The sequence below is a fragment of the Pseudomonas sp. IT-P176 genome, from assembly GCF_949767245.1.
Lineage (GTDB): Bacteria > Pseudomonadota > Gammaproteobacteria > Pseudomonadales > Pseudomonadaceae > Aquipseudomonas.
Genome location: NZ_CATKPN010000035.1, coordinates 493158 through 516190, shown reverse-complemented (window position 1 = coordinate 516190; position 23033 = coordinate 493158). Strand labels below are relative to the sequence as shown.

Below are 23033 nucleotides of genomic sequence, written 5' to 3'. Positions count from 1 at the left end.
ACGCTTTCAGACAGATCCGCGTCGAGGGGGTCGACATTTCTGTAGGACAATCTGAGTATTGCCCCGCGTAAATACGACACCCCCTACAAGAACGTCATGGAGACACACCCGATGCCCTTTACTCGCTCCCTTCTCGCACTCTCTCTGGGCATGGTTTTGTTGCACAACCCGGTCTTCGCCGCGCCACCTTTGTCGATGGTCGATGGGGTGGCCCAGGTCCACGCCCAGGACAGCAACGCCTGGGTCGAAATCAACAAAAGCGCGTTCGAAAACAACATTCGCGCCCTGCAGGCCACCCTCGCCGACAAATCAAAAATCTGCGCCGTACTCAAGGCGGACGCCTACGGCCACGGCATTGGTCTGCTCATGCCCTCGGTGATCGCCATGGGCGTGCCGTGCGTGGGCGTTGCCAGTAACGAAGAAATCCGTGTGGTGCGTGAAAGCGGCTTCAAGGGCCAGCTTATCCGCGTGCGCACGGCCGCCCTGAGCGAGCTGGAAGCAGCCCTGCCCTACAACGTCGAAGAGTTGGTGGGTAACCTCGACTTCGCCGTCAAAGCCAGCCTGATTGCCGAACAGCATGGCCGCCCGCTAGTGGTGCACATTGGCCTGAACTCCAGCGGCATGAGCCGCAATGGCGTGGAAATGACCACCGCCCAGGGTCGCCGTGACGCAGTCGCCATTACCAAGGTGCCGAACCTCGACGTGCGGGCGATCATGACCCACTTCGCGGTCGAAGACGCCGCCGACGTGCGTGCCGGCCTCAAAGCGTTCAACCAGCAAGCCAAATGGCTGATGAGCGTGGCCCAACTGGACCGCAGCAAGATCACCCTGCATGCGGCCAACTCCTTCGCCACCCTGGAAGTGCCCGAGTCACACCTGGACATGGTCCGTCCCGGCGGCGCGCTGTTCGGCGACACCGTGCCGTCCCATACCGAATACACCCGGGTGATGCAGTTCAAATCCCACGTCGCCTCGGTCAACAGCTACCCCAAGGGCAACACGGTCGGCTACGACCGCACCTTCACCCTGGCCCGTGACTCGAAGCTGGCCAACATCACCGTGGGCTACTCCGACGGCTACCGCCGTGCCTTCACCAACAAAGGCATCGTGCTGATCAACGGTCATCGTGTGCCGGTCGTCGGCAAAGTCTCGATGAATACCTTGATGGTCGACGTTACCGACGTACCGAGCGTCAAAGGCGGTGATGAGGTGGTGCTGTTCGGCAAGCAGGGCAACGCCGAGATTGCCCAGGCAGAAGTCGAAGACATCAACGGCGCGCTGCTGGCCGACCTGTATACGGTGTGGGGCAACTCCAACCCGAAACTGCTGGTCGACAAATAAGCCAACGCCGAGCACAAAAAAACCCGCCTTGCGGCGGGTTTTTTCAATGCAGGTGGTGCAACGCTTAAGGCTTAGTTGACCTTGGCGTTCAGCTCACCTTTGAGGTAACGCTGGTACATCGCTTCCAGGGAGATCGGCTTGATCTTCGAAGCGTTGCCGGCAGTACCGAAGGCTTCGTAACGCGCGATGCACACGTCACGCATGGCGGTCACGGTGGCGCCGAAGAATTTACGCGGGTCGAACTCGCTCGGGTTGGTGGCCATCAGGCGACGCATCGCACCGGTGGATGCCAGGCGCAGGTCGGTGTCGATGTTGACCTTGCGCACGCCGTGCTTGATGCCTTCGACGATTTCTTCAACCGGTACGCCGTAGGTTTCTTTGATGTCGCCGCCGTACTGGTTGATGATCGCCAGCCACTCTTGCGGCACCGAGGAAGAACCGTGCATCACCAGGTGGGTGTTAGGGATGCGCTTGTGGATTTCCTTGATGCGATCGATCGCCAGCACGTCACCGGTAGGTGGCTTGGTGAACTTGTAGGCGCCGTGGCTGGTGCCGATGGCGATGGCCAGGGCATCGACCTGAGTGCGCTTGACGAAGTCAGCTGCTTCTTCCGGGTCGGTCAGCATCTGGCTGTGGTCCAGCACGCCTTCGGCGCCGATGCCGTCTTCTTCACCGGCCATGCCGGTTTCCAGCGAACCCAGGCAGCCCAGCTCGCCTTCTACCGATACGCCGCAGGCGTGGGCCAGGGCTACGGTCTGCTGGGTGACACGGACGTTGTAGTCGTAGTCGGTCGGGGTCTTGCCGTCTTCACCCAGGGAGCCGTCCATCATGACCGAGCTGAAGCCCAGTTGGATCGAGCGCTGGCAGACGTCAGGGCTGGTGCCGTGGTCCTGGTGCATGCACACCGGGATATGCGGGAACTCTTCGATCGCCGCCAGGATCAGGTGCCGCAGGAATGGCGCGCCAGCGTATTTACGGGCGCCGGCCGAAGCCTGGACGATCACCGGGGAGTCAGTCTTGTCAGCGGCTTCCATGATGGCGCGCATCTGCTCAAGGTTGTTGACGTTGAAAGCTGGAACGCCGTAGCCGAATTCGGCGGCGTGGTCCAGCATCTGGCGCATGCTGATAAGTGCCATTGTGTGTGTGTCTCCCGGTTTAGGGTCGTTAATCGTGCAAGCCTGCCGTAGCGGCGGCTGCTATTCAAGTTATTGCTGATCGGGGGTAAGGCCGACCTGCGTGTATTCGTTGTGTGTTACTTGGCCTTGCAGCCACGGCCGATCAAATCGTTGGTGGCAACCCAGTACACCAGGCCTTCCTCACCTTTGAGGTGAAAGGCCAGTTGGTCGTCGCTGTACAACGTGCCACTGCCGGCCGGCTCAAGCTTCAAGCGATGCACCTGGTCATCCCCAAGCCGCACCTCGACGGAGTCCTGCGTGGCATCGGTGAAGCGCCAGTGCACCTGGGCCTGGCTGTCACAGACCCAGTCGGTCCACGTGCCGGACGCTGCCGGCGCTGATGCAAACGGGTTCAAACTGGCGCAACCGGCAAGTACTGCCAGGGACACCACGGCGATCAAGCCTTTCATCCATCTTCCTCGGCGGTCGGCACACGCCAACCGCACTGGGCGTTAGTGAATCAGACCGGTCAGGGACAACCCTGTTCCTTGGCCGGAGTGTGCGTCTCGTACTTATCCAGGCCCTCGGGCCCGGAACGCTTGTTGAGCACCGGGTTGGTTTCCGCCTGCCAGTCGGCCTGGTAACAGCCTTTGTCGGGCGCGCCGGTGTCCGGGTCCTTGGCGGCCTTGGGATTACTCCCACAGCCGGCCAGCACTGCCGCGGCGATCAACGTCGCTAACGTCTTGACCATGTGAACACTCCTTTGCCTGGTCAACGGGCGGCTTCAGGCCTTGGCCCGGCTTTCCAGGACTTCTACGGCCGGCAGCACCTTGCCTTCGACGAATTCGAGGAATGCGCCGCCACCGGTAGAAATGTAGGAGATTTGCTCGGCAACGCCATATTTATCGATGGCCGCCAGGGTATCGCCGCCGCCCGCGATGGAGAACGCCGAGCTGTCTGCGATGGCCTGGGCCAGCACTTTGGTACCGTTGCCGAACTGATCGAATTCAAACACGCCCACTGGACCGTTCCACAGAATAGTCTTCGACGACTTCAGCAGCTCAGCGAAATGCGCTGCAGTCTGTGGGCCGATGTCCAGGATCATGTCGTCTTCAGCCACATCAGCGATCAGCTTGACGGTGGCCGTGGCGCTCTCGGCGAATTCCTTGGCAACCACCACGTCGACCGGCAATGGCACGCTGACTTTGCCGGCGATGGCGCGCGCGGTGTCCAGCAGGTCAGGCTCGTACAGGGACTTGCCGACCGGGTGCCCCGCCGCTGCGAGGAAGGTGTTGGCGATGCCGCCGCCGACGATCAACTGGTTGCAGATCTGGCTCAGGCTGTTGAGCACGTCCAGCTTGGTCGAGACCTTGGAGCCGGCCACGATGGCGGCCATTGGCTGGGCCGGGGCACCCAGGGCCTTGCCCAGTGCATCCAGCTCGGCAGCCAGCAGGGGACCCGCTGCGGCCACCTTGGCGAACTTGGCCACGCCGTGGGTCGAACCCTCGGCACGGTGCGCGGTGCCGAAGGCGTCCATCACGAACACGTCGCACAGGGCGGCGTACTGCTGGGCCAGTTCGTCGGCGTTCTTTTTCTCGCCCTTGTTGAAGCGCACGTTTTCAAACAGCACGATGTCGCCGGCCTTGACGTCGACGCCGCCCAGGTAGTCGGCCACCAGCGGCACGTCACGACCCAGCGCCTTGCTCAGGTACGCCGCAACCGGTGCCAGGCTGTTCTCGGCCGAGAATTCACCTTCGGTCGGACGACCCAGGTGCGAGCAGACCATCACGGCCGCGCCTTTTTCCAGGGCCAGCTTGATGGTCGGCAGCGAAGCCAGGATACGCGCATCGCTGGTGACTACACCGTCCTTGACTGGGACGTTGAGGTCTTCGCGGATCAATACGCGCTTACCTTGCAGATCGAGGTCGGACATCTTCAACACGGTCATGGGTCGCACTTCCTGTTAGCTCAGGTTAGAGAGCAGGTTTCTTGATAGCTGTTTGCAGATAGTGTTCTGCAACATCCAGCATTCGGTTGGCAAAACCCCATTCGTTGTCGAACCAGGCCAGGACGTTCACCAACCGAGGGCCGGAGACGCGGGTCTGACTGGCATCGACAATCGCCGAATGTGGGTCATGGTTAAAATCACAACTGGCGTGAGGCAGTTCGGTGTACGCCAGCAAGCCCTTGAGCGGGCCGCTGGTGGCGGCCTCGCGCAGGAGCCGGTTGACCTCGGTGGCGTCGGTGTCGGTCACCGTCTGCATGGTGATATCCAGGCAGGACACATTCACCGTCGGCACCCGTACCGCTTTGGCCTGAATTCGCCCGGCAAGTTCCGGCAACAGGCGTTCGATGCCACGCGCCAGACCAGTGGACACCGGGATCACCGACTGGAACGCCGAGCGGGTGCGGCGCAGGTCCTCGTGGTGATAGGCATCGATCACCGGCTGGTCGTTCATCGCCGAGTGGATGGTGGTGATTGACACGTAGTCCAGGCCAAATGCCTGGTCCAGCAGGCGCAGCAACGGCACACCACAGTTGGTGGTGCAGGACGCGTTGGACACCAGCAGCTCAGCGCCAGTCAGGCAGTCCTGGTTGACACCAAAGACGATGGTGGCGTCGACATCGGCCTCGCTGGCCATCGGCTGGGAGAACAACACCCGTGGTGCGCCGGCGTCGAGGAACCGCTGGCCGTCGGCGCGGGTGTTGTAGGCGCCGGAACATTCGAGCACCAGATCGACGCCCAGGGACGCCCAATCGATGCCTTCGGGAGTGGCGCTGCGCAGGACCTTCACGCAGTCGCCATTAATATGCAGACAATCGCCATCGACCTTCACTTCGCCGGGAAACCGGCCGTGGGTGGAGTCAAAGCGTGTCAGGTATTCAATACTGGCCATGTCAGCCAGATCGTTGATCGCGACAATTTCAAACCCAGCCGCCGAGCCTCGCTCGAACAACGCCCGCAAGACGCAACGACCAATGCGGCCGTAGCCGTTGAGTGCAACTTTGTAAGGACGCGGTTGAGGCATGGGGTTCTCGATTACCGTGGTGAATCCGTTAATGCAGCGTCGCCTGACCGACCGCTATCGCGGGCAAGCCCGCTCCCACATGGACGGTGTATATCCCTGTGGGAGCGGGCTTGCCCGCGATGGCGTCGGCTCAGGCAACACCTTTTCTGGATCAGTCTTCCAGCAGCTCTTCAGCCTGGCCCAGGATGTTCTCCAGGGTAAAGCCGAACTCTTCGAACAAGGCTGGCGCAGGCGCCGACTCGCCGTAGGTGGTCATGCCGATGACGCGGCCTTCCAGGCCCACGTACTTGTACCAGTAGTCGGCGTGAGCCGCCTCGATGGCGATACGGGCGCTGACTTGCAACGGCAGGACCGATTGCTTGTAGCCGGCGTCCTGGGCTTCGAAGACGCTGGTGCACGGCATGGAAACCACACGCACTTTGCGACCCTGCTCGGTCAGTTTGTCGTACGCCTGAACGGTCAGGCCCACTTCGGAACCGGTGGAGATCAGGATCAGTTCCGGCTCGCCGGCACAGTCCTTGAGCACATAGCCGCCACGGCTGATGTCGGCGATCTGCGCGTCGGTACGAACCTGGTGTTGCAGGTTCTGACGCGAGAAGACCAACGCCGAAGGACCGTCCTTGCGCTCAATTGCATGCTTCCAGGCCACGGCCGATTCGACCGCGTCGGATGGGCGCCAGGTGTCCAGGTTTGGCGTGGTCCGCAGGCTGGTCAGTTGCTCGACCGGCTGGTGGGTCGGACCGTCTTCGCCCAGGCCAATGGAGTCGTGGGTGTAGACATGGATCACACGCTTTTTCATCAGCGCCGCCATGCGTACCGCATTGCGGGCGTATTCCATGAACATCAGGAAGGTCGCGCCGTAAGGCACCAGGCCGCCGTGCAGGGCAACACCGTTCATGATGGCGCTCATGCCGAACTCGCGCACGCCGTAGTACATGTAGTTGCCGCTGGCGTCTTCAGCGCTGACGCCCTTGCAACCTTTCCACAGGGTCAGGTTGGAACCGGCCAGGTCAGCCGAACCGCCAAACAGCTCTGGCAGCAGTGGGCCAAATGCGTTCAGGGCATTCTGGCTGGCCTTGCGGCTGGCGATGGTTTCGCCTTTCGCTGCCACTTCGGCAATGTATTCATCGGCCTTGGCAGAGAAGTCCAGCGGCAAATCGCCATTGAGACGACTTCCGAACTCGATGGCCAGTGCCGGGAATTCGGCGTAATAAGCCTCAAAACGCTGGTCCCACTCGGCTTCGACAGCTTTACCGGCTTCCTTGGCATCCCATTCGGCATAGATATCGGCCGGGATTTCAAACGGGCCGTGGTTCCACTTCAGCGCCGCACGGGTCAGGGCGATTTCCGCGTCACCCAGTGGGGCGCCGTGGCAGTCTTCCTTGCCTTGCTTGTTCGGCGAACCGAAGCCGATGGTGGTCTTGCAGCAGATCAGGGTCGGCTGCTCGCTTTTGCGGGCAGTCTCGATCGCGGTCTTGATCTCTTCCGGGTCGTGACCGTCAACGTTGCGGATCACCTGCCAGTTGTAGGCTTCGAAACGCTTGGGCGTGTCGTCGGTGAACCAGCCTTCGACTTCGCCGTCGATGGAGATGCCGTTGTCATCGTAGAAGGCGATCAGCTTGCCCAGGCCCAGGGTACCGGCCAGGGAAGCGACTTCGTGGGAAATGCCTTCCATCATGCAGCCATCACCCAGGAACACATAGGTGTGGTGGTCGACAATGTTGTGCCCAGGACGGTTGAACTGCGCCGCCAGGACTTTTTCCGCCAGGGCGAAGCCCACAGCGTTGGCCAGGCCCTGACCCAGCGGGCCAGTGGTGGTTTCAACGCCCGGGGTGTAACCGAACTCCGGGTGGCCCGGGGTACGGCTGTGCAGTTGACGGAAGTTTTTCAGGTCATCGATCGACAGGTCGTAGCCAGTCAGATGCAGCAGCGAGTAGATCAACATCGAGCCATGACCGTTGGACAGCACGAAGCGGTCACGGTCGGCGAACGATGGATTGCTCGGGTTGTGCTTGAGGTAGTCACGCCAAAGTACTTCGGCGATATCCGCCATACCCATAGGGGCACCGGGATGGCCGCTGTTGGCTTTTTGCACGGCATCCATGCTGAGGGCACGAATGGCGTTGGCACGCTCACGACGGCTGGGCATCGCTGTTCTCCTGAGGATTTTGAATCGAGAGTGAATAAAACGGCACGGAAAAAAGGCGAGCATTTTCCCTCAGCGGATAGCCCGGGGGCAATGACAGATAGTCGATCAGGCACATTATTCCTGTGGATAACTGCTCATTGCCGGGGTGAAACCTTTCCGCATTTAGTTTGTAGAGTAAGGTTCGGCGGAAGAAGTGCCATCCATCGAGCAATATCAAAACTTTTTGATATTGAACTTGCGATGCTTTCGAGGCGTGACTAGACTGCCGGCCTTATGAACCTACGCGCGCCTTCCATTCGCCCTGACGATTGTGATGAGCTGGCGGCCCTGTGCAAGGCCGGCGGCGATCCGTTGCGCCTGAATGTATTGCGCGCCCTGGCCAATGACTCGTTTGGCGTGCTGGAACTGGCACAGATCTTTGCCACCGGCCAATCGGGCATGAGCCACCACCTCAAAGTGCTGGCCCAGGCCGACCTGGTGGCGACTCGCCGTGAAGGCAATGCGATTTTTTATCGACGCGCCCTGCCCCACACCGAATTGCCGGGCGGCAAGCTGCATGCGGCCCTGCTTGAAGAAGTCGACAACCTGACCCTGCCCAGTGACGTGCAATCACGCATCGCACAGGTTCACGGGCAAAGGGCTGCCGCAAGCCAGGATTTTTTCTCACGGGTTGCGGAGAAGTTTCGCGCCCAACAAGACTTGATTGCCGGCCTGCCGCAGTACCGCGAAAGTGTGCTGGCGCTGCTCGACAAACTCAGCTTCAGTGACATGGCCACGGCGATTGAAGTCGGCCCCGGGGATGGCAGTTTTCTCCCGGAACTGGCCCGGCGCTTCAGTCAGGTCACGGCGCTCGACAACAGCCCGGCGATGCTCGAACTGGCGCGCCAGGTGTGTGAGCGGGAAAGGTTGACTAACGTCAGCCTGCAACTGGCCGATGCCTTGAATGGCGTGAGCCTGGCAGCCGACTGTGTGGTACTGAATATGGTCCTGCACCATTTCGCCGCCCCGGCTGATGCGCTCAAGCACATGGCTGGCTTGCTACAACCAGGCGGCAGCCTGCTCGTGACAGATTTATGCAGTCACAACCAAAGTTGGGCCAGGGAGGCCTGCGGTGATCTTTGGTTGGGGTTTGAACAGGACGATCTGGCCCGTTGGGCCACCGCTGCGGGACTCGTTCCCGGGGAAAGTCTCTATGTAGGCTTACGTAATGGTTTCCAGATCCAGGTCCGCCATTTTCAGCGACCGGCTGGCGACACTCACCATCGGTAAATTTCAGGAAAACATCGAGATGAGCGAATACTCCCTTTTCACCTCCGAGTCCGTGTCTGAAGGGCATCCGGACAAAATCGCCGACCAGATTTCTGATGCGGTGCTGGACGCAATCATTGCTGAAGACAAGTTCGCCCGTGTGGCGTGCGAGACTCTGGTGAAAACGGGCGTGGCGATCATCGCCGGCGAAGTCACTACCTCGGCCTGGGTTGACCTGGAGCAGATCGTTCGTGACGTCATCACCGACATCGGCTACACCAGCTCCGACGTCGGTTTCGACGGCGCAACCTGCGGCGTGATGAACATCATCGGCAAGCAGTCCCCGGACATCAACCAGGGTGTCGACCGCGCCAAGCCAGAAGACCAGGGCGCCGGCGACCAGGGCCTGATGTTCGGCTACGCCAGCAACGAAACCGAAGTGCTGATGCCAGCGCCGATCACCTTCTCGCACCAGCTTGTACAAAGGCAAGCCGAAGCCCGTAAATCCGGGCTGTTGCCGTGGCTGCGCCCGGATGCCAAGTCCCAGGTTACCTGCCGCTACGAAGGCGGCAAGGTCGTCGGCATCGACGCCGTCGTCCTGTCGACCCAGCACAACCCGGACGTGTCGTACAAAGACCTGCGCGAAGGCGTGATGGAGCTGATCGTCAAGCACGTACTGCCGGCCGAACTGCTGAGCAAGGACACCCAGTTCCACATCAACCCGACTGGCCAGTTCATCATTGGTGGCCCGGTTGGCGACTGCGGCCTGACCGGTCGCAAGATCATCGTCGACAGCTATGGCGGCATGGCCCGTCACGGCGGCGGCGCGTTCTCCGGCAAGGATCCATCGAAGGTTGACCGTTCGGCTGCCTACGCCGGTCGCTACGTAGCCAAGAACATCGTGGCCGCCGGCCTGGCCGAGCGTTGCGAGATTCAGGTGTCCTACGCCATCGGCGTCGCTCAGCCTACCTCGATCTCGCTGAACACCTTCGGCACCGGCAAGATCAGCGATGACAAGATCGTCAAGCTGGTGCGCGAAGTGTTCGACCTGCGTCCATACGCCATCACCAAAATGCTCGACCTGCTGCACCCGATGTACCAGGAAACCGCAGCCTACGGCCACTTCGGCCGCACGCCGCAAACCAAGACCGTGGGCGAAGACACCTTCACCACGTTCACCTGGGAAAAAACCGACCGCGCCGACGCCTTGCGCGCTGCTGCCGGCCTGTAAGCCCTACGGGCTACAACACAAGCCCCGCCCGGTTCGCCGCGCGGGGCTTGTGCTTTTTCGGGGCGGCGACACACCCTGCAAAGCACTTGGCAACGCCCGCTTCGGTCCTGATCTAGCCTTGAGTTTCTCCCCCTCGAGCAAGGACGCTCACGATGCCGGTTCGCTCCCCCCTGTTGCTCGGCCTATGCCTGGGCAGCGTCTGCCTGCTGGCCAATGCCAGCCCCTGCCCCGATTGGCCGGCCGAGCGTGCCGGGGCTGAAATCGAGGCCTTGCAGCAACAGCTCCAGCGCTGGGACGAGCGCTATCACCGCCAGGGCCAGTCACCGGTGGCGGATGAACTCTATGACCAGTCCCGCGCCCGGCTCAGCGCCTGGCGTAGCTGCTTCAATACCCACGCGGCAGCCGACAATCCGTTACTGACCGCTCGCGGCACCCTGGCCCACCCCACGCCCCATACCGGCCTGGACAAACTCAGCGACGGCCAGGCCGTCAAAGACTGGCTAGCCTCACGCCAGCAGGTCTGGGTGCAACCCAAGGTCGACGGGGTGGCCGTGACCCTGGTCTACCAGCAGGGCCGACTGACCCAGGCCATCAGTCGGGGCGACGGCATCCTCGGACAGGACTGGACCGCCCAGGCCCGCAAACTCAGCGCCGTCCCCCAGCAATTGCCGAAAGCCATCGACCTGCTGGTGCAGGGCGAGCTCTATTGGCGCCTGACCGATCACGTGCAGGCCACGGCAGGCAGCCGCAATGCCCGCAGCAACGTGGCCGGGCTGATGGCCCGCAAGACCCTGCAGCCCCAGGAGGCCGACGGGATTGGACTGTTCGTCTGGGACTGGCCCCGGGGCCCCGTTGAGCTACCGTTCCGTGCCGCAGCCCTGACTGCCCTGGGATTCAACGACACGCAGCCCTTCAGCCAACCGATCCAGACCTTTGCCGATGCCGAGCGCTGGCGTGAGCATTGGTATCGCACGCCGCTGCCGTTCGCCACGGACGGCATCGTCCTGCGCCAGCAACAACGACCGTCCGCCGAACGCTGGCAAGCCAGGTCGCCCTATTGGGCCATCGCCTGGAAATACCCCTTCGCCCAGGCCCTGGCCGAGGTCCGCAAGGTGCACTTCAAGACCGGGCGCACCGGACGCATCACCCCGGTGCTGGAGCTTGTGCCCTTTACGCTCGATGACCGGCAGATCAAACGAGTGAGCGTCAGTTCACTGCAACGATGGCAACGCCTGGATATCCGCCCTGGCGATCATGTCGCGATCAGCCTCGCTGGCCTGACCATTCCGCGACTCGACAGCGTGGTGCTGCGCAGCACTGAACGCGCCCAGGTCCTGGTGCCGCGCGCTGAAGACTTTCATCCACTGAGTTGCTGGCAACCGACGCCCGGTTGTGAAAACCAGTTCCTGGCGCGCCTGACCTGGCTCAGTGGCAAGCAGGGTCTGGCCTTGGCGCAGGTAGGCCCCGGTACTTGGGAGAAGCTGGTCCAGGCCGGCCGTATCAAAGGGTTACTGGATTGGTTGACCCTCGATGCCCAAGAGCTTGCTACCATTGACGGTTTCGGCGAGCGCAACAGCGCACGCCTGCTGGAGAGCCTGCAACGTGCCCGTCAGCAACCATTCACCCGCTGGCTCAAGGCCTTGGGGGTCCCGCCCACGGGCGCGGCCAATCTGGCAGGTCCATGGCAGTTGCTGGCACAGCGAGACACCGCTCAATGGTTAGCCGAAGGTGCAATCGGCCCGGGCCGCGCGGCGCAGTTAAGCGCCTTTTTTCGCGACCCGCATGTGCAGGCCTTGAGCGAACAATTACGGGCTGCCGGTATCGACGGGTTTGAGTGACCGGGATACCTGCAGCATTGAACCCAACGAGTATCGATGCGCTCAAACAGGCCATCTGCTCGTCGACTTGATTACCTGTTAAACGGAGCTTTCATGAAACGTCTTTCACCGCTCGCCCTGTTGACCCTGTGCAGCGTCCTGGCTGCCCCCCTGATGGCGGCCGAACAAGCCCCGGAACTCACCGGCTGCGCCGCCAAGCGCCAGTCCATCAGCACCCAGATCGAGCAGGCCAAGGCCCACGGCAATGCCGAGCAACAGGCCGGCCTGGAAAAGGCCCTGAGCGAAGTCACCGCCCACTGCACCGATGCCTCCCTGAAAAAAGAACGCGAAAGCAAGGTGCTCGATGCCAAGCACGAGGTCAGCAAGCGTCAGGCCGACCTCGACAAGGCGATGAAAAAGGGCGATCCGGAGAAGATCAATAAACGCAAAGACAAACTCGCCGAGTCCCGCAAGGAATTGCAGGAAGCGCTGGACGAGCTGGATAAGTAAGCACAACGCCTAATCCTGATTGTGCAGGAGCGCGCGGCGCCCGCTTGCGGCTTGCCAGCTCCCGCACACGTCAGCGCACTCAGTGGTCGCGAAACTCTTTATGACAGGCACTGCACGCGTCTTCGACTTTCTGCACCGCAGGGCCGAGGTTGCTTGCCTTGTAGGGCTGGACCTGGCTGGCGACCACCAATTGAGCGGTAGCCGCTTCCAGCGTGCGGGCCATTTCCTGGAAGCGCGCCTGTTTCTGCCAGACCTCATCCTTGGCGCTGCTGTGATCCTCCTCGCGAACCTGGGGGAAATGCTTCCACGGTTCCCGGGACAAGGTATCCAGCTTGACGGCACCTTCGGCAAAACGCGGACCGTCGAACGGTATGCGTCCGCGCAACATGCCGCCCAGGTCTTCACCGGTCTTGAGCATTTGCTTGAAGATCGCCTTGCGCTGACCCAGCGGCGAGTTCGGATCGACACCGCCACAGGCAGACAGCGTCAGGCAGGCCAGCAATACAACAGAAATTCTTTTAAGAGTCATGGTGGCTCAAGGTCACGGAAATCGGCGGCCAGTATCCTCGCCTGATCCGCAAAGACCAATAGCCCTATTAACAATAAGGGTTGCCTGAGTACCTGAAGGACTCCGGCAGCCGGTCATAGGAAGTACCGCATGAACAGTCGTTTCAAGGCCTGGCGCAAGCACCTGGGCTGGACCTTTCCGATGATCGCCCTCCTCGCCGGTTGCAACGGTGGCGATAACACCCAGCCGCAAACCCATGCGCTGGCCACCTACTCCAGCGCGACCTGGGACGCCTTACCGGCGGTGTCCGATAACGACCTGCTCGCCGGGTTCGGTTCATGGCGCAGCGCCTGCACCCGCCTCAAGGCCGATCCGGTCTGGGGCGCGCCCTGCGCCGCCGCGGCCAACGTGCCACAAGACGCCACGGCAATCCGCGCCTTCCTCAAGGAACAACTTCAGGTCTACGGCCTGCGCTCCTCCGGCGGGAACGCCAACGGCTTGATCACCGGCTATTACGAACCGGTGTACCCCGGCAGCCTGACGCAGACCCCGGCAGCCAACGTGCCGATCTATGGTGTGCCGGAAGACATGATCATCGTCTCCCTCGAGAGCATTTACCCCGAGCTCAAGGGCAAGCGCCTGCGCGGCCGCCTCGAAGGGCGAGTACTCAAGCCTTACGATGACGCCGCCACCATCGGAACCCAAGGGGTCAAGGCGCCGGTAGTGGCCTGGCTGACCGACCCGATGGACCTGCAATTCCTGCAGATCCAGGGCTCGGGCCGGGTCCAACTGGCCGATGGCCGACAACTGCGCATCGCCTACGCCGACCAGAACGGCCACCCGTACCGGCCCATTGGTCGCTGGTTGGTGGAACAGGGTGAACTGAAGAAAGAAGACGTGACCATGGGTGCCATCAGCACCTGGGCCAAGGCCAACCCGACACGCATTCCCGAGCTGCTGGCCAGCAACCCGAGCTATGTGTTCTTCACCCGCAACCCCGACAGCAACGAAGGCCCCCGCGGTTCACTGAACGTGCCGCTGACTTCGGGTTACAGCGTGGCGGTAGATCGTAAGGTGATTCCGCTGGGCAGCCTGCTGTGGCTATCGACCACGCGTCCCGATGGCACCCCATTGGTCCGCCCGGTGGCCGCGCAGGACACCGGCGGCGCGATCACTGGCGAAGTGCGCGCCGACCTGTTCTGGGGAACCGGCGATGCCGCCGGGCACTTGGCCGGCGACATGAAGCAGCAGGGACAGATCTGGATGTTATGGCCAAAAGGTGCGCCGCTGCCCCAACTGCCACAGGTGCCTGACAGCAAGTAACCGGCCGGTTCAGATCGAGACGAAAAAGAAGCTGACGATCAGCCCGACCCCGACAAACCACACCAGCGAACGCAGGATGGCCCAGTCGGCCAGGTAGCAGATGATGTACAGCAGGCGGCTGGTGATGAACAACACCGACAATACGTTGATCGTCACCAGCTCCGCGTTGCCGGCCAAATGCGCGACGATGACCGCCGCGGCGAATGCCGGGGTGATCTCGAAACTGTTGAGCTGGGCCGCATACGCGCGCTTGGCGAAGCCGTCCAGGGTCAACGCAAACGAGCGCGGGTCATGGTTGTCCCGCAGCCGGTAGCCGCCGCCGACCTTGGCGACGGCTGTGCACAGGTACGGCAGGAAAATCGCGATCAAGATGCACCACAGAGCCACAGTCATTACCGATTCCTTCTTGTTGGGGTTTATGAGCCAGGGCTCAGAACTTCATCACGAGCATGCCAATCAGCACCAGCCCACAGGCTAAGAGTCGTGGTCTGCCGAAAGGTTCTTTGAGGTAACGCATACCAAAGAGCACCACCAGGATCACGCTGATCTCGCGCAACGCAGCCGCTTCGGCAATCGACCCCAACTGCATGGCCCAGAGCACCAGAGCGTAGCTGAACAACACGCAGAATCCGACCGCCAGTCCCAGCCGCCACTGCTCTCGCCAGAACTGCATGAATGCTGGCCGCTTGCTCACCATGGCCAGCAACGGGAACGGCCAGGCACTGAGCAGCGTGACCCAGACCAGGTAATCCAGGGGATGCGACCAGCGACGAATAGCCTGGCCATCAATGAAGGTGTAGCAGCCGATGCACAGGCCGATCAACGCCACCACCGGCAGCATCGTCCACGGCAAGCGCTCGCCACCACCGCCCTGCCACAGCAGGCAAAGCATGCCGAACGGGATCAGCAGGATGCCGAGGATCTGCTGGGTGCTCAGCACTTCGCCGGCGAAAATCAGGGTCAACGCCAACACCACTAACGGCGACAACCCGCGCATCAACGGATAGACCAGGCCCAGGTCACCCACCCGATAGGCCTGGATCAGCAGGTAGCGATAAAGCAATTCAAAGGCCGCCGAAGCGAGGATCCACGGCCAGATGTCCAGCGGCGGCAAACTCACGAACGGCAGCGCCACCGCCACGAACAACAGCGCCACGCTGTCCATGCAGGCCACCACCAGCAAACGTTCAGCGCTGAACTTGATCAGGGTATTCCAGGCCGCGTGCAACAGCGCCGCCACCAAAACCAGAACTGTCGCGAGCACGTAGCCTCCTTGCCCAAGAGAATTGATTCGCCATATGTCAGTAGCTGTTTATACTGCAAGCGACCACGCCGCACTCACTTGCGCACATACTTATTCCAATAAATTTCTGCTACTGCCTGACTCTTCAACGATTCGGGAGCCGGCAGGCGTTCGCCTGATCAAAGCGTCAAGACTACCCATAGAGACCTTGCGCATGCCACTGGCCTTGCTTGCTTTGGCCGTTGCCGCTTTTGGCATCGGCACCACCGAATTTGTCATCATGGGCCTGCTGCCCGATGTTGCGCGCGACCTCGCGGTGAGCATCCCCGACGCCGGCCTGCTGATTACCGGCTACGCCCTGGGCGTGGTGTTCGGCGCCCCGATCCTCGCGATCGGTACTGCCAACATGCCCCGCAAGGCCACATTGCTGGGCATGACGCTGATGTTCATCCTCGGCAACATCCTCTGCGCCCTGGCGCCAAACTACGCCACGTTGATGGCGGCCCGGGTGATCACCGCACTGTGCCATGGGGCCTTCTTTGGCATCGGCTCGGTGGTCGCCGCCGGCCTGGTGGCACCGAACAAGCGGGCCCAGGCGATTGCGCTGATGTTCACCGGCCTGACCCTGGCCAATGTGCTGGGCGTCCCTCTGGGCACGGCCTTGGGCCAATACGCCGGCTGGCGCTCGACATTCTGGGCAGTGTCGGTAATCGGGGTGATTGCGGCCCTCGCCCAATGGCTGTGGCTGCCCAAGGACATCGCCATGGACAAGGCCAATCTGGCCAGTGAGTTCAAGGTGCTGGGCAAGCCCAGTGTCCTGCTGGCACTGGGCATGAGCGTGCTGGCGTCCACCAGCCTGTTCAGCGTATTTACCTACATCGCACCGATCCTGCAGGACATCACCGGCGTCAGCCCCCACGGCGTGACCCTCATGCTGCTGTTGTTCGGTGTCGGCCTGACGGCAGGCAGCATGCTTGGCGGAAAGCTGGCCGACAGCCGCTTGCTGCCATCACTGGTGGGCATGGCACTGGCCGTCATGGTGGTGTTGGCAGCGTTCAGCCAGACCAGCCATTCGGTGATCCCGGCGGCCATTACCCTGGTGCTCTGGGGCATATTTGCCTTTGCCCTGTGCCCGATCCTGCAACTGCTGATCATCGACCAGGCCCATGAAGCACCCAACCTCGGCTCGACCCTGAACCAGAGCGCCTTCAATCTGGGCAACGCTGCCGGCGCCTGGATCGGCGGACTGGTGGTGGCCAGCGGTGCCGACTTGGCGGACCTGCCCTGGACCGGCGCGCTGGTCAGCGGCTTGACCGTGCTGACCGCGCTGTACTTCATCTACCGGCAACGGCGCGCGAGCGCCACGACGCTTAAAGCGACTGCACAATGATCTGACTTTTCAGGTCATTGGCCGCTGCCTCGGCCATGGTTTTCATCGACTTGAAGTCATCCGGGGTGCACACCGCACCCGGTTGCTTGAAGTCGAAACGGCGCTTGACCACCACCGTGTTGCCTTCGCGGACATAGGTCGAACTGTAGTCGAACCGCTCATGGCGCAGCGTCACGTTCTTTGGTGCCGCGAGAATGCTGACATCCTGCGGGAACTCAAAACGCGCCTGCTCTTCGGTCACCCCGGAAATACAGGTGAACGCCTGAGTCCGCTCCGGCTCCATGAGCAGGCCAAAGACACTTTGTGCAATGCCGCCGGCAAGGCTGCTCATAGTCAGAACGCCAATCGGTCCAGGTAGATTGACCAGGTTTTCCACGCGCCCGGCCATGTTCATTGCATAGTCCTGGCCGCTCTCCTCGAACTTTCCGGCATCAAAAGTGCCACTGCCATTGAGCCCGTAGGACGCGAGGATCTGCTGGATCATCAGGTCGCGGTCGGCGGGCTTCATCGACTTGACCCCGTAGCGGTTCACTTCGGCGGCCCAGCCAATCACATTGGAGGTATGGCTGAAGTCGGCCGCGCCTTTTGACGAGACCTTGAACAGCATGCTGTTTTCCACCAGGCCCTCTTGAAGGGCGGGCGTGTGCCCAAGACCACCGGACTTGCTCAAGACCACCGGTTTGTCCAGCACTGGCACCGGCAGGTAACCGGCGGCAATGCCTTCGGCGGTGGAGTCGAGATACAGGTTCAGGCTCGGCACATAGGTGATGGCGTGGTTGAGCAGCCCCAGCGTCGGCACCTTGGGCAACACATAGGCATTGCCCAGGTTGACCAGGGCCGGCGAACTCTCGATCCCCACCGCCGCCAGCATGGCTTCCAGCAGCGCAACGTGGTCCTTGCAGTCGCCATAGCGGTTGGCCAGGATCGTATCCACCGGATGCGGCACGACACCGCCCGGGCCGACGTAGACCGCAACATAACGAATGTTCTTGCGGACCCAGTCGCTCAGTGCAATAGCCTTGGCCCGAGGCGTGTCGAGCCCGGCCGTGAGGCCGTTGGCGAGGTCCTGGATCTGCGGCGTCAGGGTGCTGTGGGCCCGTGCATCGTAGGCCTTGGCGAACGTGGCGAAATCGCTGAACGTCGACACGGCCAGGTATTGGCCGTAGTCCAGGTAGGACACCGCCCCCTGCTCGATGCGCGCCTTTTGCGCAGGCACATAGTCCCAGCGATAGATTTTGCGTCCCGGCCCGGCGGCGGGCGTGCTCGCGGTAAAGCCCTTGGCGTCGGCGTGCAACGGCATGTTGGCCGGCAGGTCATAGATCAGGGTGAATTGCCGGGTAGGGAAAAACGCCGGGTAGGAAAGGTCTTCAAAATGGCCAGGAAACAGCGCCGTACTGCGTTTTTTCTTGAACTGAACCACCAGCCGGTCACCCACGGCAACCTCAGGGAAGATCACCACCTTGAGCAGCGTGTCCTGGAACATCGGTGCACCCGCAGACGCTTGCTCCTGCTGCTCCTTGATCTGGTCGGCCTGAACCTGCACCTTGCGTCCGTCAGGCTTTTGCGTATATGCCTGGACCACCTCCAGGGTTTCCAGGGTCCGGTTGTAACTCATCGAACGTTGTGCCCAGGCCTTGATCGCCCGCTCTTCGTTGATCAGGTACGCCGTTTCCCAGGTAGCCACAAAACTGCCGTCGGCATTGACCACATTGGTCTGGATTTCTTTCTCGATGGTTATCGAAAGGTCAGTGCCATCGTCCTTGGCCTGGGCGGTGCCCAAAGCCAGGACAGACACCAGCAGCGCACTCAGAAGGCGCGCGGGGAAGAAGCCTGAGGACTGCATAAAGATCCGTCTTTTTATGAATAGGAAGCGTTCGCAATATACAGCAAACGCTGCGCTATCATTTAGCCTCCCTTAAATATTGTGCAAATTCAGGCTCTTACCCGCGCATGCAGGGTGAAACTGGCCTCACTTGTGCAATGTGCGCGAATCAGCCACAGGCGCTTCAGCCTTCTTCGGCGGCCCGCTCTCGCTGCGAATTTGCGCATGGCTCAGCAAGGCAAAGATAAAGCTGCCACCAATGATGTTCCCCGCCAGCGTAGGACCTGCAAACACCAGCCAGAAGTCCGCCCATGACAATTGGCCCGCGAACACCAGGTAGGAGACTTCGGCCGAACCGACCACGATGTGGGTGAAGTCCCCCAGCGCCATCAGGTAAGTGATGAGGATAATGATCCACATCTTGGCGCTCTCCATGGACGGAATCATCCAGACCATGGTGGCGATCATCCAGCCAGAGACGATGCCCTTGGCGAACATCTTGCTGGCGTCGTTTTCCATGACCTTGCGCCCGATATCGAGGAAGGCCAGGTCGGTCTTGGTGTCGAAAATCGGCAGGTGCAACATCACGTAGGCCACCAGCAAGGTCCCACACAAATTGCCGAACAAGACCACCGTCCACAGGCGCAACAGCCGGCCGAAATTGTTCAACGTGGGTTTGGTCATGACCGGCAGCACGGCGGTCAGGGTGTTTTCCGTGAACAGCTGCTGGCGGGCGAGGATTACCGCCAGGAACCCGGCACAGTAGCCAAAACTGGCGATCACCTTGAAGGCCTCGCCGTCCGGCAGTCGCGAGTTCAGCAGCCCCATGGCCATCAGCGACAGGCCCATGGTCAAACCGGCGGCCAAGGCAGACCACCAGAGCGCAGCGACACTGCGCTCCAGCTCCTGGTCACCCTGGGTACGAATGATCTCGTGCAACACTGCCGCGCGCGGTGGCTGGTTCTTGTCGACGTCGTGCTGTTCCTGCGCCGAAAGGTTCGGGGTCTTGCCGTCGTGTGCCGAGCTCATGGGATGCGCAACCGGTGGCGGGATATCTAGCTATGACCTGCACAGCGCAGATTCCGTTCTACAGGCCTTGCATCACTCGACGCCGGCGCCATCCTGGAACTGGTCCTTGACGTACTTGATCTCGGTCCGCCCGTGCGCGGCCGGCAGACCGTCCTCGCCGAGGTTCACAAAGACCATCTTCTCCACCGTGAGAATGCTCTTGCGGGTGATCTTGTTGCGCACCTCGCACGTCAGGGTGATCGAGGTACGACCGAACTCGGTGGCGGTGATGCCCAGTTCGATGATGTCGCCCTGGCGCGAGGCGCTGACAAAGTTGATTTCGGAAATGTACTTGGTAACCACGCGCTGGTTGCCCAGCTGGACGATGGCATAGATCGCCGCTTCTTCGTCGATCCAGCGCAACAGGCTACCGCCGAACAGCGTGCCGTTGGGGTTGAGGTCTTCGGGTTTTACCCATTTGCGGGTGTGGAAATTCATGCTCACTCCTGACCGTCTTGCCGATTGATGCCGCCCATCATGGCAGAGCCCGACGCAGAGCTCTACGCAGCATCGACTATGGTCTCGATCAAGATTATCAACCAGCCGACAGAAACCCTTTGGAAGATCCGCCGAGCCCGCTATAATCGCCCCCGTTTCAAAACGGTCATCTTCAATTGCTACCGTTTTCCCGCCACCTGTCCGAGGGGCGCTGCAGCAGGCTAGACCTGTCAGGCTCGGATGGGGCGTTGCCTGGCCTTGAATGGCCGGACACTAAACGCACAACGGCGCCCATTCGCATACATTACGAATGGAGGCTCTTCATGAGCGCTGTCAACACGCCTGCAGATTTCACCGACTACAAAGTCGCCGACATGTCCCTGGCTGCCTGGGGCCGTCGCGAAACCATCATCGCCGAATCGGAAATGCCGGCCCTGATGGGTCTGCGTCGCAAGTACGCCGAAGAGCAACCGCTCAAGGGTGCGAAGATCCTCGGCTGCATCCACATGACCATCCAGACTGCCGTGCTGATCGAAACCCTGGTTGCCCTGGGTGCCGAAGTGCGTTGGTCGTCCTGCAACATTTTCTCGACTCAGGACCAGGCTGCCGCGTCCATCGCTGCTGCCGGCATCCCGGTATTCGCCTGGAAAGGTGAAACCGAAGCTGAGTACGAGTGGTGCCTGGAGCAAACCATCCTCAAAGATGGCGCGCCATGGGATGCCAACATGATCCTCGACGACGGCGGCGACCTGACCGAGCTGCTGCACAACAAATACCCGGCGGTACTGGATCGCGTTCACGGCGTGACCGAAGAAACCACCACTGGCGTGCACCGTCTGCTGGACATGCTGGCCAAGGGCGAGCTGAAAATCCCGGCCATCAACGTCAACGACTCGGTGACCAAGAGCAAGAACGACAACAAGTACGGCTGCCGTCACAGCCTCAACGACGCGATCAAGCGTGGTACCGACCACCTGCTGTCCGGCAAGCAAGCGCTGGTCATCGGCTACGGTGACGTGGGCAAGGGTTCCGCTCAATCCCTGCGTCAGGAAGGCATGATCGTCAAGGTTTCCGAAGTTGACCCGATCTGCGCCATGCAAGCCTGCATGGACGGTTTTGAACTGGTATCGCCGTTCATCGACGGTATCAACACCGGCACCGAAGCAAGCATCGACAAGGCGCTGCTGGGCAAGATCGACCTGATCGTGACCACCACCGGTAACGTTAACGTTTGCGACTCGAACATGCTCAAGGCCCTGAAGAAGCGTGCAGTAGTCTGCAACATCGGCCACTTCGACAACGAAATCGACACCGCTTTCATGCGCAAGAACTGGGCATGGGAAGAAGTGAAGCCACAGGTGCACAAGATCCACCGCACCGGCCCTGGCGATTTCGACGCACAGAACGACGACTACCTGATCCTGCTGGCCGAAGGCCGCCTGGTGAACCTGGGTAACGCTACCGGTCACCCAAGCCGCATCATGGACGGCTCGTTCGCCAACCAGGTCCTGGCGCAGATCTTCCTGTTCGGCCAGAAGTACGCCGACCTGTCGCCAGCCCAGAAAGCCGAGCGCCTGACCGTTGAAGTACTGCCAAAGAAACTCGACGAAGAAGTGGCCCTGGAAATGGTCCGCGGTTTCGGCGGCGTCGTGACTCAACTGACCAAGACCCAGGCCGACTACATCGGTGTGACCGTCGAAGGTCCGTTCAAGCCGCACGCTTACCGTTACTGATCGGTTCTGCTGCCTGCTCTCCCTGTGGGAGCGGGCTTTTGTGGGAGCCGGGCTTGCCCGCGATACAGCCACCGCGGTGTTTCATTTACACCGCGGCGATGGCATCGCAGGCAAGCCAGCTCCCACAAGAGCCGCTCCGACGTGGGATGTGCAAGCCTCACAGGCTTACGCGTTTTCAAGGGTATTCTCATGTCACAAGATCGTCGCTACAGCTTCGAGTTCTTCCCGACCAAGACCGATGCTGGGCATGAAAAGCTGCTCGCCACTGCTCGTCAGCTGGCCACCTACAACCCCGATTTCTTCTCCTGCACCTATGGCGCTGGCGGTTCGACCCGTGATCGCACGATCAACACCGTGTTGCAGCTGGAAAGCGAAGTCAAAGTCCCTGCCGCCCCGCACCTGTCCTGCGTAGGCGACAGCAAGGCTGACCTGCGCGGCCTGCTGACTCAGTACAAGGCGGCGGGTATCACCCGCATCGTTGCCTTGCGCGGTGACCTGCCGTCGGGCATGGGCATGGCCAGCGGCGAACTGCGCCACGCCAATGACCTGGTGCAATTCATTCGTGAAGAAACCGGCGATCATTTCCACATCGAAGTCGCCGCCTACCCGGAAATGCACCCGCAAGCGCGCAATTTCGAAGACGATCTCGCCAACTTCGTGCGCAAGGCCAATGCTGGCGCCGACAGCGCAATCACCCAGTACTTCTTCAACGCCGACAGCTACTTTTACTTCGTCGAGCGTGTACGGGCGATGGGCGTGAACATCCCGATCGTGCCGGGCATCATGCCGATCACCAACTACAGCAAGCTGGCGCGCTTCTCCGATGCCTGCGGCGCGGAAATCCCACGCTGGATCCGCAAGCAGTTGGAAGCCTACGGCGACGATACCCAGAGCATTCAGGGTTTCGGCGAGCAGGTGATCACGCAGATGTGTGAACGTTTGTTGCAGGGCGGCGCACCAGGGCTGCATTTCTATACCCTGAACCAGGCTGATCCTAGCCTCGCTGTCTGGAACAATCTGAAACTGCCGCGCTGATCACGGCAGTGCATTCAGAAAAATGGCCCTGGC

General features: G+C 61.3%; 21 protein-coding genes and 1 riboswitch. Of the genes, 9 read left to right on the top strand and 12 right to left on the bottom strand.

Translation table 11 applies throughout. The annotated features are described in order from the left end of the window. Nucleotides 1-111 precede the first annotated feature (111 nt). Nucleotides 112-1341 carry an alanine racemase gene (gene alr / locus ACM6IP_RS08460; RefSeq protein WP_159998347.1) on the top strand — a complete coding sequence of 410 codons (1230 nt, stop codon included), beginning with the start codon at nt 112-114 and terminating at the stop codon, nt 1339-1341. A gap of 71 nt (nt 1342-1412) precedes the next feature. On the opposite strand, the gene fba is transcribed toward alr, so the two are convergent. The 6 genes from fba to tkt form a co-directional block, all read right to left on the bottom strand. Beyond that, nucleotides 1413-2477, bottom strand: coding sequence for a class II fructose-bisphosphate aldolase (gene fba / locus ACM6IP_RS08455; RefSeq protein WP_027617054.1), 1065 nt, complete (start codon nt 2475-2477; stop codon nt 1413-1415). Nucleotides 2478-2593: 116 nt separating this feature from the next. Continuing rightward, on the bottom strand, nt 2594-2926 hold the full coding sequence (locus ACM6IP_RS08450; protein ID WP_414861260.1) for an MliC family protein: 333 nt from the start codon (nt 2924-2926) through the stop codon (nt 2594-2596). Between the two features lie 59 nt (nt 2927-2985). Continuing rightward, the gene (locus tag ACM6IP_RS08445) at nt 2986-3207 is read right to left on the bottom strand and encodes a hypothetical protein (protein WP_095164428.1); all 222 of its coding nucleotides are present in this window, start codon (nt 3205-3207) and stop codon (nt 2986-2988) included. Nucleotides 3208-3240: 33 nt separating this feature from the next. Next, a complete protein-coding gene (locus ACM6IP_RS08440) occupies nt 3241-4404 on the bottom strand; it encodes a phosphoglycerate kinase (RefSeq protein WP_095164430.1) in 1164 nt (387 codons plus the stop codon). A gap of 25 nt (nt 4405-4429) precedes the next feature. Further along, nucleotides 4430-5485 (bottom strand): erythrose-4-phosphate dehydrogenase, encoded by a 1056-nt coding sequence (epd, locus tag ACM6IP_RS08435; protein WP_095164432.1) that lies wholly within the window; start codon nt 5483-5485, stop codon nt 4430-4432. Between the two features lie 151 nt (nt 5486-5636). Continuing rightward, a complete protein-coding gene (gene tkt, locus ACM6IP_RS08430; protein ID WP_414861259.1) occupies nt 5637-7634 on the bottom strand; it encodes a transketolase in 1998 nt (665 codons plus the stop codon). 273 nt (nt 7635-7907) lie between these two features. On the opposite strand from tkt, the gene ACM6IP_RS08425 reads away from it, so the two are divergent. From ACM6IP_RS08425 to ACM6IP_RS08410, 4 genes are all read left to right on the top strand, one after another. Beyond that, nucleotides 7908-8903 carry an ArsR/SmtB family transcription factor gene (locus ACM6IP_RS08425; protein WP_095164446.1) on the top strand — a complete coding sequence of 332 codons (996 nt, stop codon included), beginning with the start codon at nt 7908-7910 and terminating at the stop codon, nt 8901-8903. Nucleotides 8904-8922: 19 nt separating this feature from the next. Continuing rightward, nucleotides 8923-10113, top strand: coding sequence for a methionine adenosyltransferase (metK, locus tag ACM6IP_RS08420; protein ID WP_095164448.1), 1191 nt, complete (start codon nt 8923-8925; stop codon nt 10111-10113). Nucleotides 10114-10265: 152 nt separating this feature from the next. After that, entirely contained in the window at nt 10266-11951 is a 1686-nt protein-coding gene (gene ligB, locus ACM6IP_RS08415) for an NAD-dependent DNA ligase LigB (RefSeq protein WP_401125568.1), read from the top strand. 93 nt (nt 11952-12044) lie between these two features. Next, the gene (locus tag ACM6IP_RS08410; RefSeq protein ID WP_095164451.1) at nt 12045-12440 is read left to right on the top strand and encodes a DUF1090 domain-containing protein; all 396 of its coding nucleotides are present in this window, start codon (nt 12045-12047) and stop codon (nt 12438-12440) included. 79 nt (nt 12441-12519) lie between these two features. On the opposite strand, the gene ACM6IP_RS08405 is transcribed toward ACM6IP_RS08410, so the two are convergent. After that, the gene (locus ACM6IP_RS08405) at nt 12520-12969 is read right to left on the bottom strand and encodes a c-type cytochrome (RefSeq protein WP_095164453.1); all 450 of its coding nucleotides are present in this window, start codon (nt 12967-12969) and stop codon (nt 12520-12522) included. A 129-nt stretch (nt 12970-13098) separates the two neighbouring features. Here ACM6IP_RS08405 and ACM6IP_RS08400 point away from each other — a divergent pair, with 129 nt between their 5' ends. After that, entirely contained in the window at nt 13099-14271 is a 1173-nt protein-coding gene (locus ACM6IP_RS08400) for a murein transglycosylase A (RefSeq protein WP_414861258.1), read from the top strand. Nucleotides 14272-14280: 9 nt separating this feature from the next. On the opposite strand, the gene ACM6IP_RS08395 is transcribed toward ACM6IP_RS08400, so the two are convergent. Together ACM6IP_RS08395 and ACM6IP_RS08390 are read right to left on the bottom strand one after the other, a co-directional pair. After that, entirely contained in the window at nt 14281-14664 is a 384-nt protein-coding gene (locus ACM6IP_RS08395; RefSeq protein ID WP_095164457.1) for an MAPEG family protein, read from the bottom strand. Nucleotides 14665-14701: 37 nt separating this feature from the next. Further along, a complete protein-coding gene (locus tag ACM6IP_RS08390; protein ID WP_095164459.1) occupies nt 14702-15535 on the bottom strand; it encodes an EamA family transporter in 834 nt (277 codons plus the stop codon). A 193-nt stretch (nt 15536-15728) separates the two neighbouring features. Here ACM6IP_RS08390 and ACM6IP_RS08385 point away from each other — a divergent pair, with 193 nt between their 5' ends. Then, on the top strand, nt 15729-16904 hold the full coding sequence (locus ACM6IP_RS08385; RefSeq protein ID WP_401125562.1) for an MFS transporter: 1176 nt from the start codon (nt 15729-15731) through the stop codon (nt 16902-16904). Here the strand turns inward: ACM6IP_RS08385 and ACM6IP_RS08380 are convergent. The 3 genes from ACM6IP_RS08380 to ACM6IP_RS08370 all read right to left on the bottom strand — a co-directional run bounded on the left by ACM6IP_RS08380 (nt 16885) and on the right by ACM6IP_RS08370 (nt 20232). After that, on the bottom strand, nt 16885-18747 hold the full coding sequence (locus ACM6IP_RS08380) for a DUF3857 domain-containing transglutaminase family protein (RefSeq protein ID WP_414861257.1): 1863 nt from the start codon (nt 18745-18747) through the stop codon (nt 16885-16887). The genes ACM6IP_RS08385 and ACM6IP_RS08380 overlap by 20 nt on opposite strands. Before the next feature lie 126 nt (nt 18748-18873). Next, on the bottom strand, nt 18874-19755 hold the full coding sequence (locus ACM6IP_RS08375) for a formate/nitrite transporter family protein (RefSeq protein ID WP_095164465.1): 882 nt from the start codon (nt 19753-19755) through the stop codon (nt 18874-18876). A 72-nt stretch (nt 19756-19827) separates the two neighbouring features. Then, on the bottom strand, nt 19828-20232 hold the full coding sequence (locus tag ACM6IP_RS08370; RefSeq protein ID WP_027617039.1) for an acyl-CoA thioesterase: 405 nt from the start codon (nt 20230-20232) through the stop codon (nt 19828-19830). Between the two features lie 197 nt (nt 20233-20429). Then, nucleotides 20430-20532, top strand: a riboswitch (S-adenosyl-L-homocysteine riboswitch). 23 nt (nt 20533-20555) lie between these two features. Between ACM6IP_RS08370 and ahcY the strand changes: the two genes are divergently transcribed. Together ahcY and metF are read left to right on the top strand one after the other, a co-directional pair. Then, nucleotides 20556-21965: an adenosylhomocysteinase gene (gene ahcY, locus ACM6IP_RS08365; RefSeq protein ID WP_095164467.1), complete on the top strand. Its 1410-nt coding sequence runs from the start codon at nt 20556-20558 to the stop codon at nt 21963-21965. A 189-nt stretch (nt 21966-22154) separates the two neighbouring features. Next, nucleotides 22155-23000 (top strand): methylenetetrahydrofolate reductase [NAD(P)H], encoded by an 846-nt coding sequence (metF, locus tag ACM6IP_RS08360; RefSeq protein WP_159998372.1) that lies wholly within the window; start codon nt 22155-22157, stop codon nt 22998-23000. Nucleotides 23001-23033 lie beyond the last annotated feature (33 nt).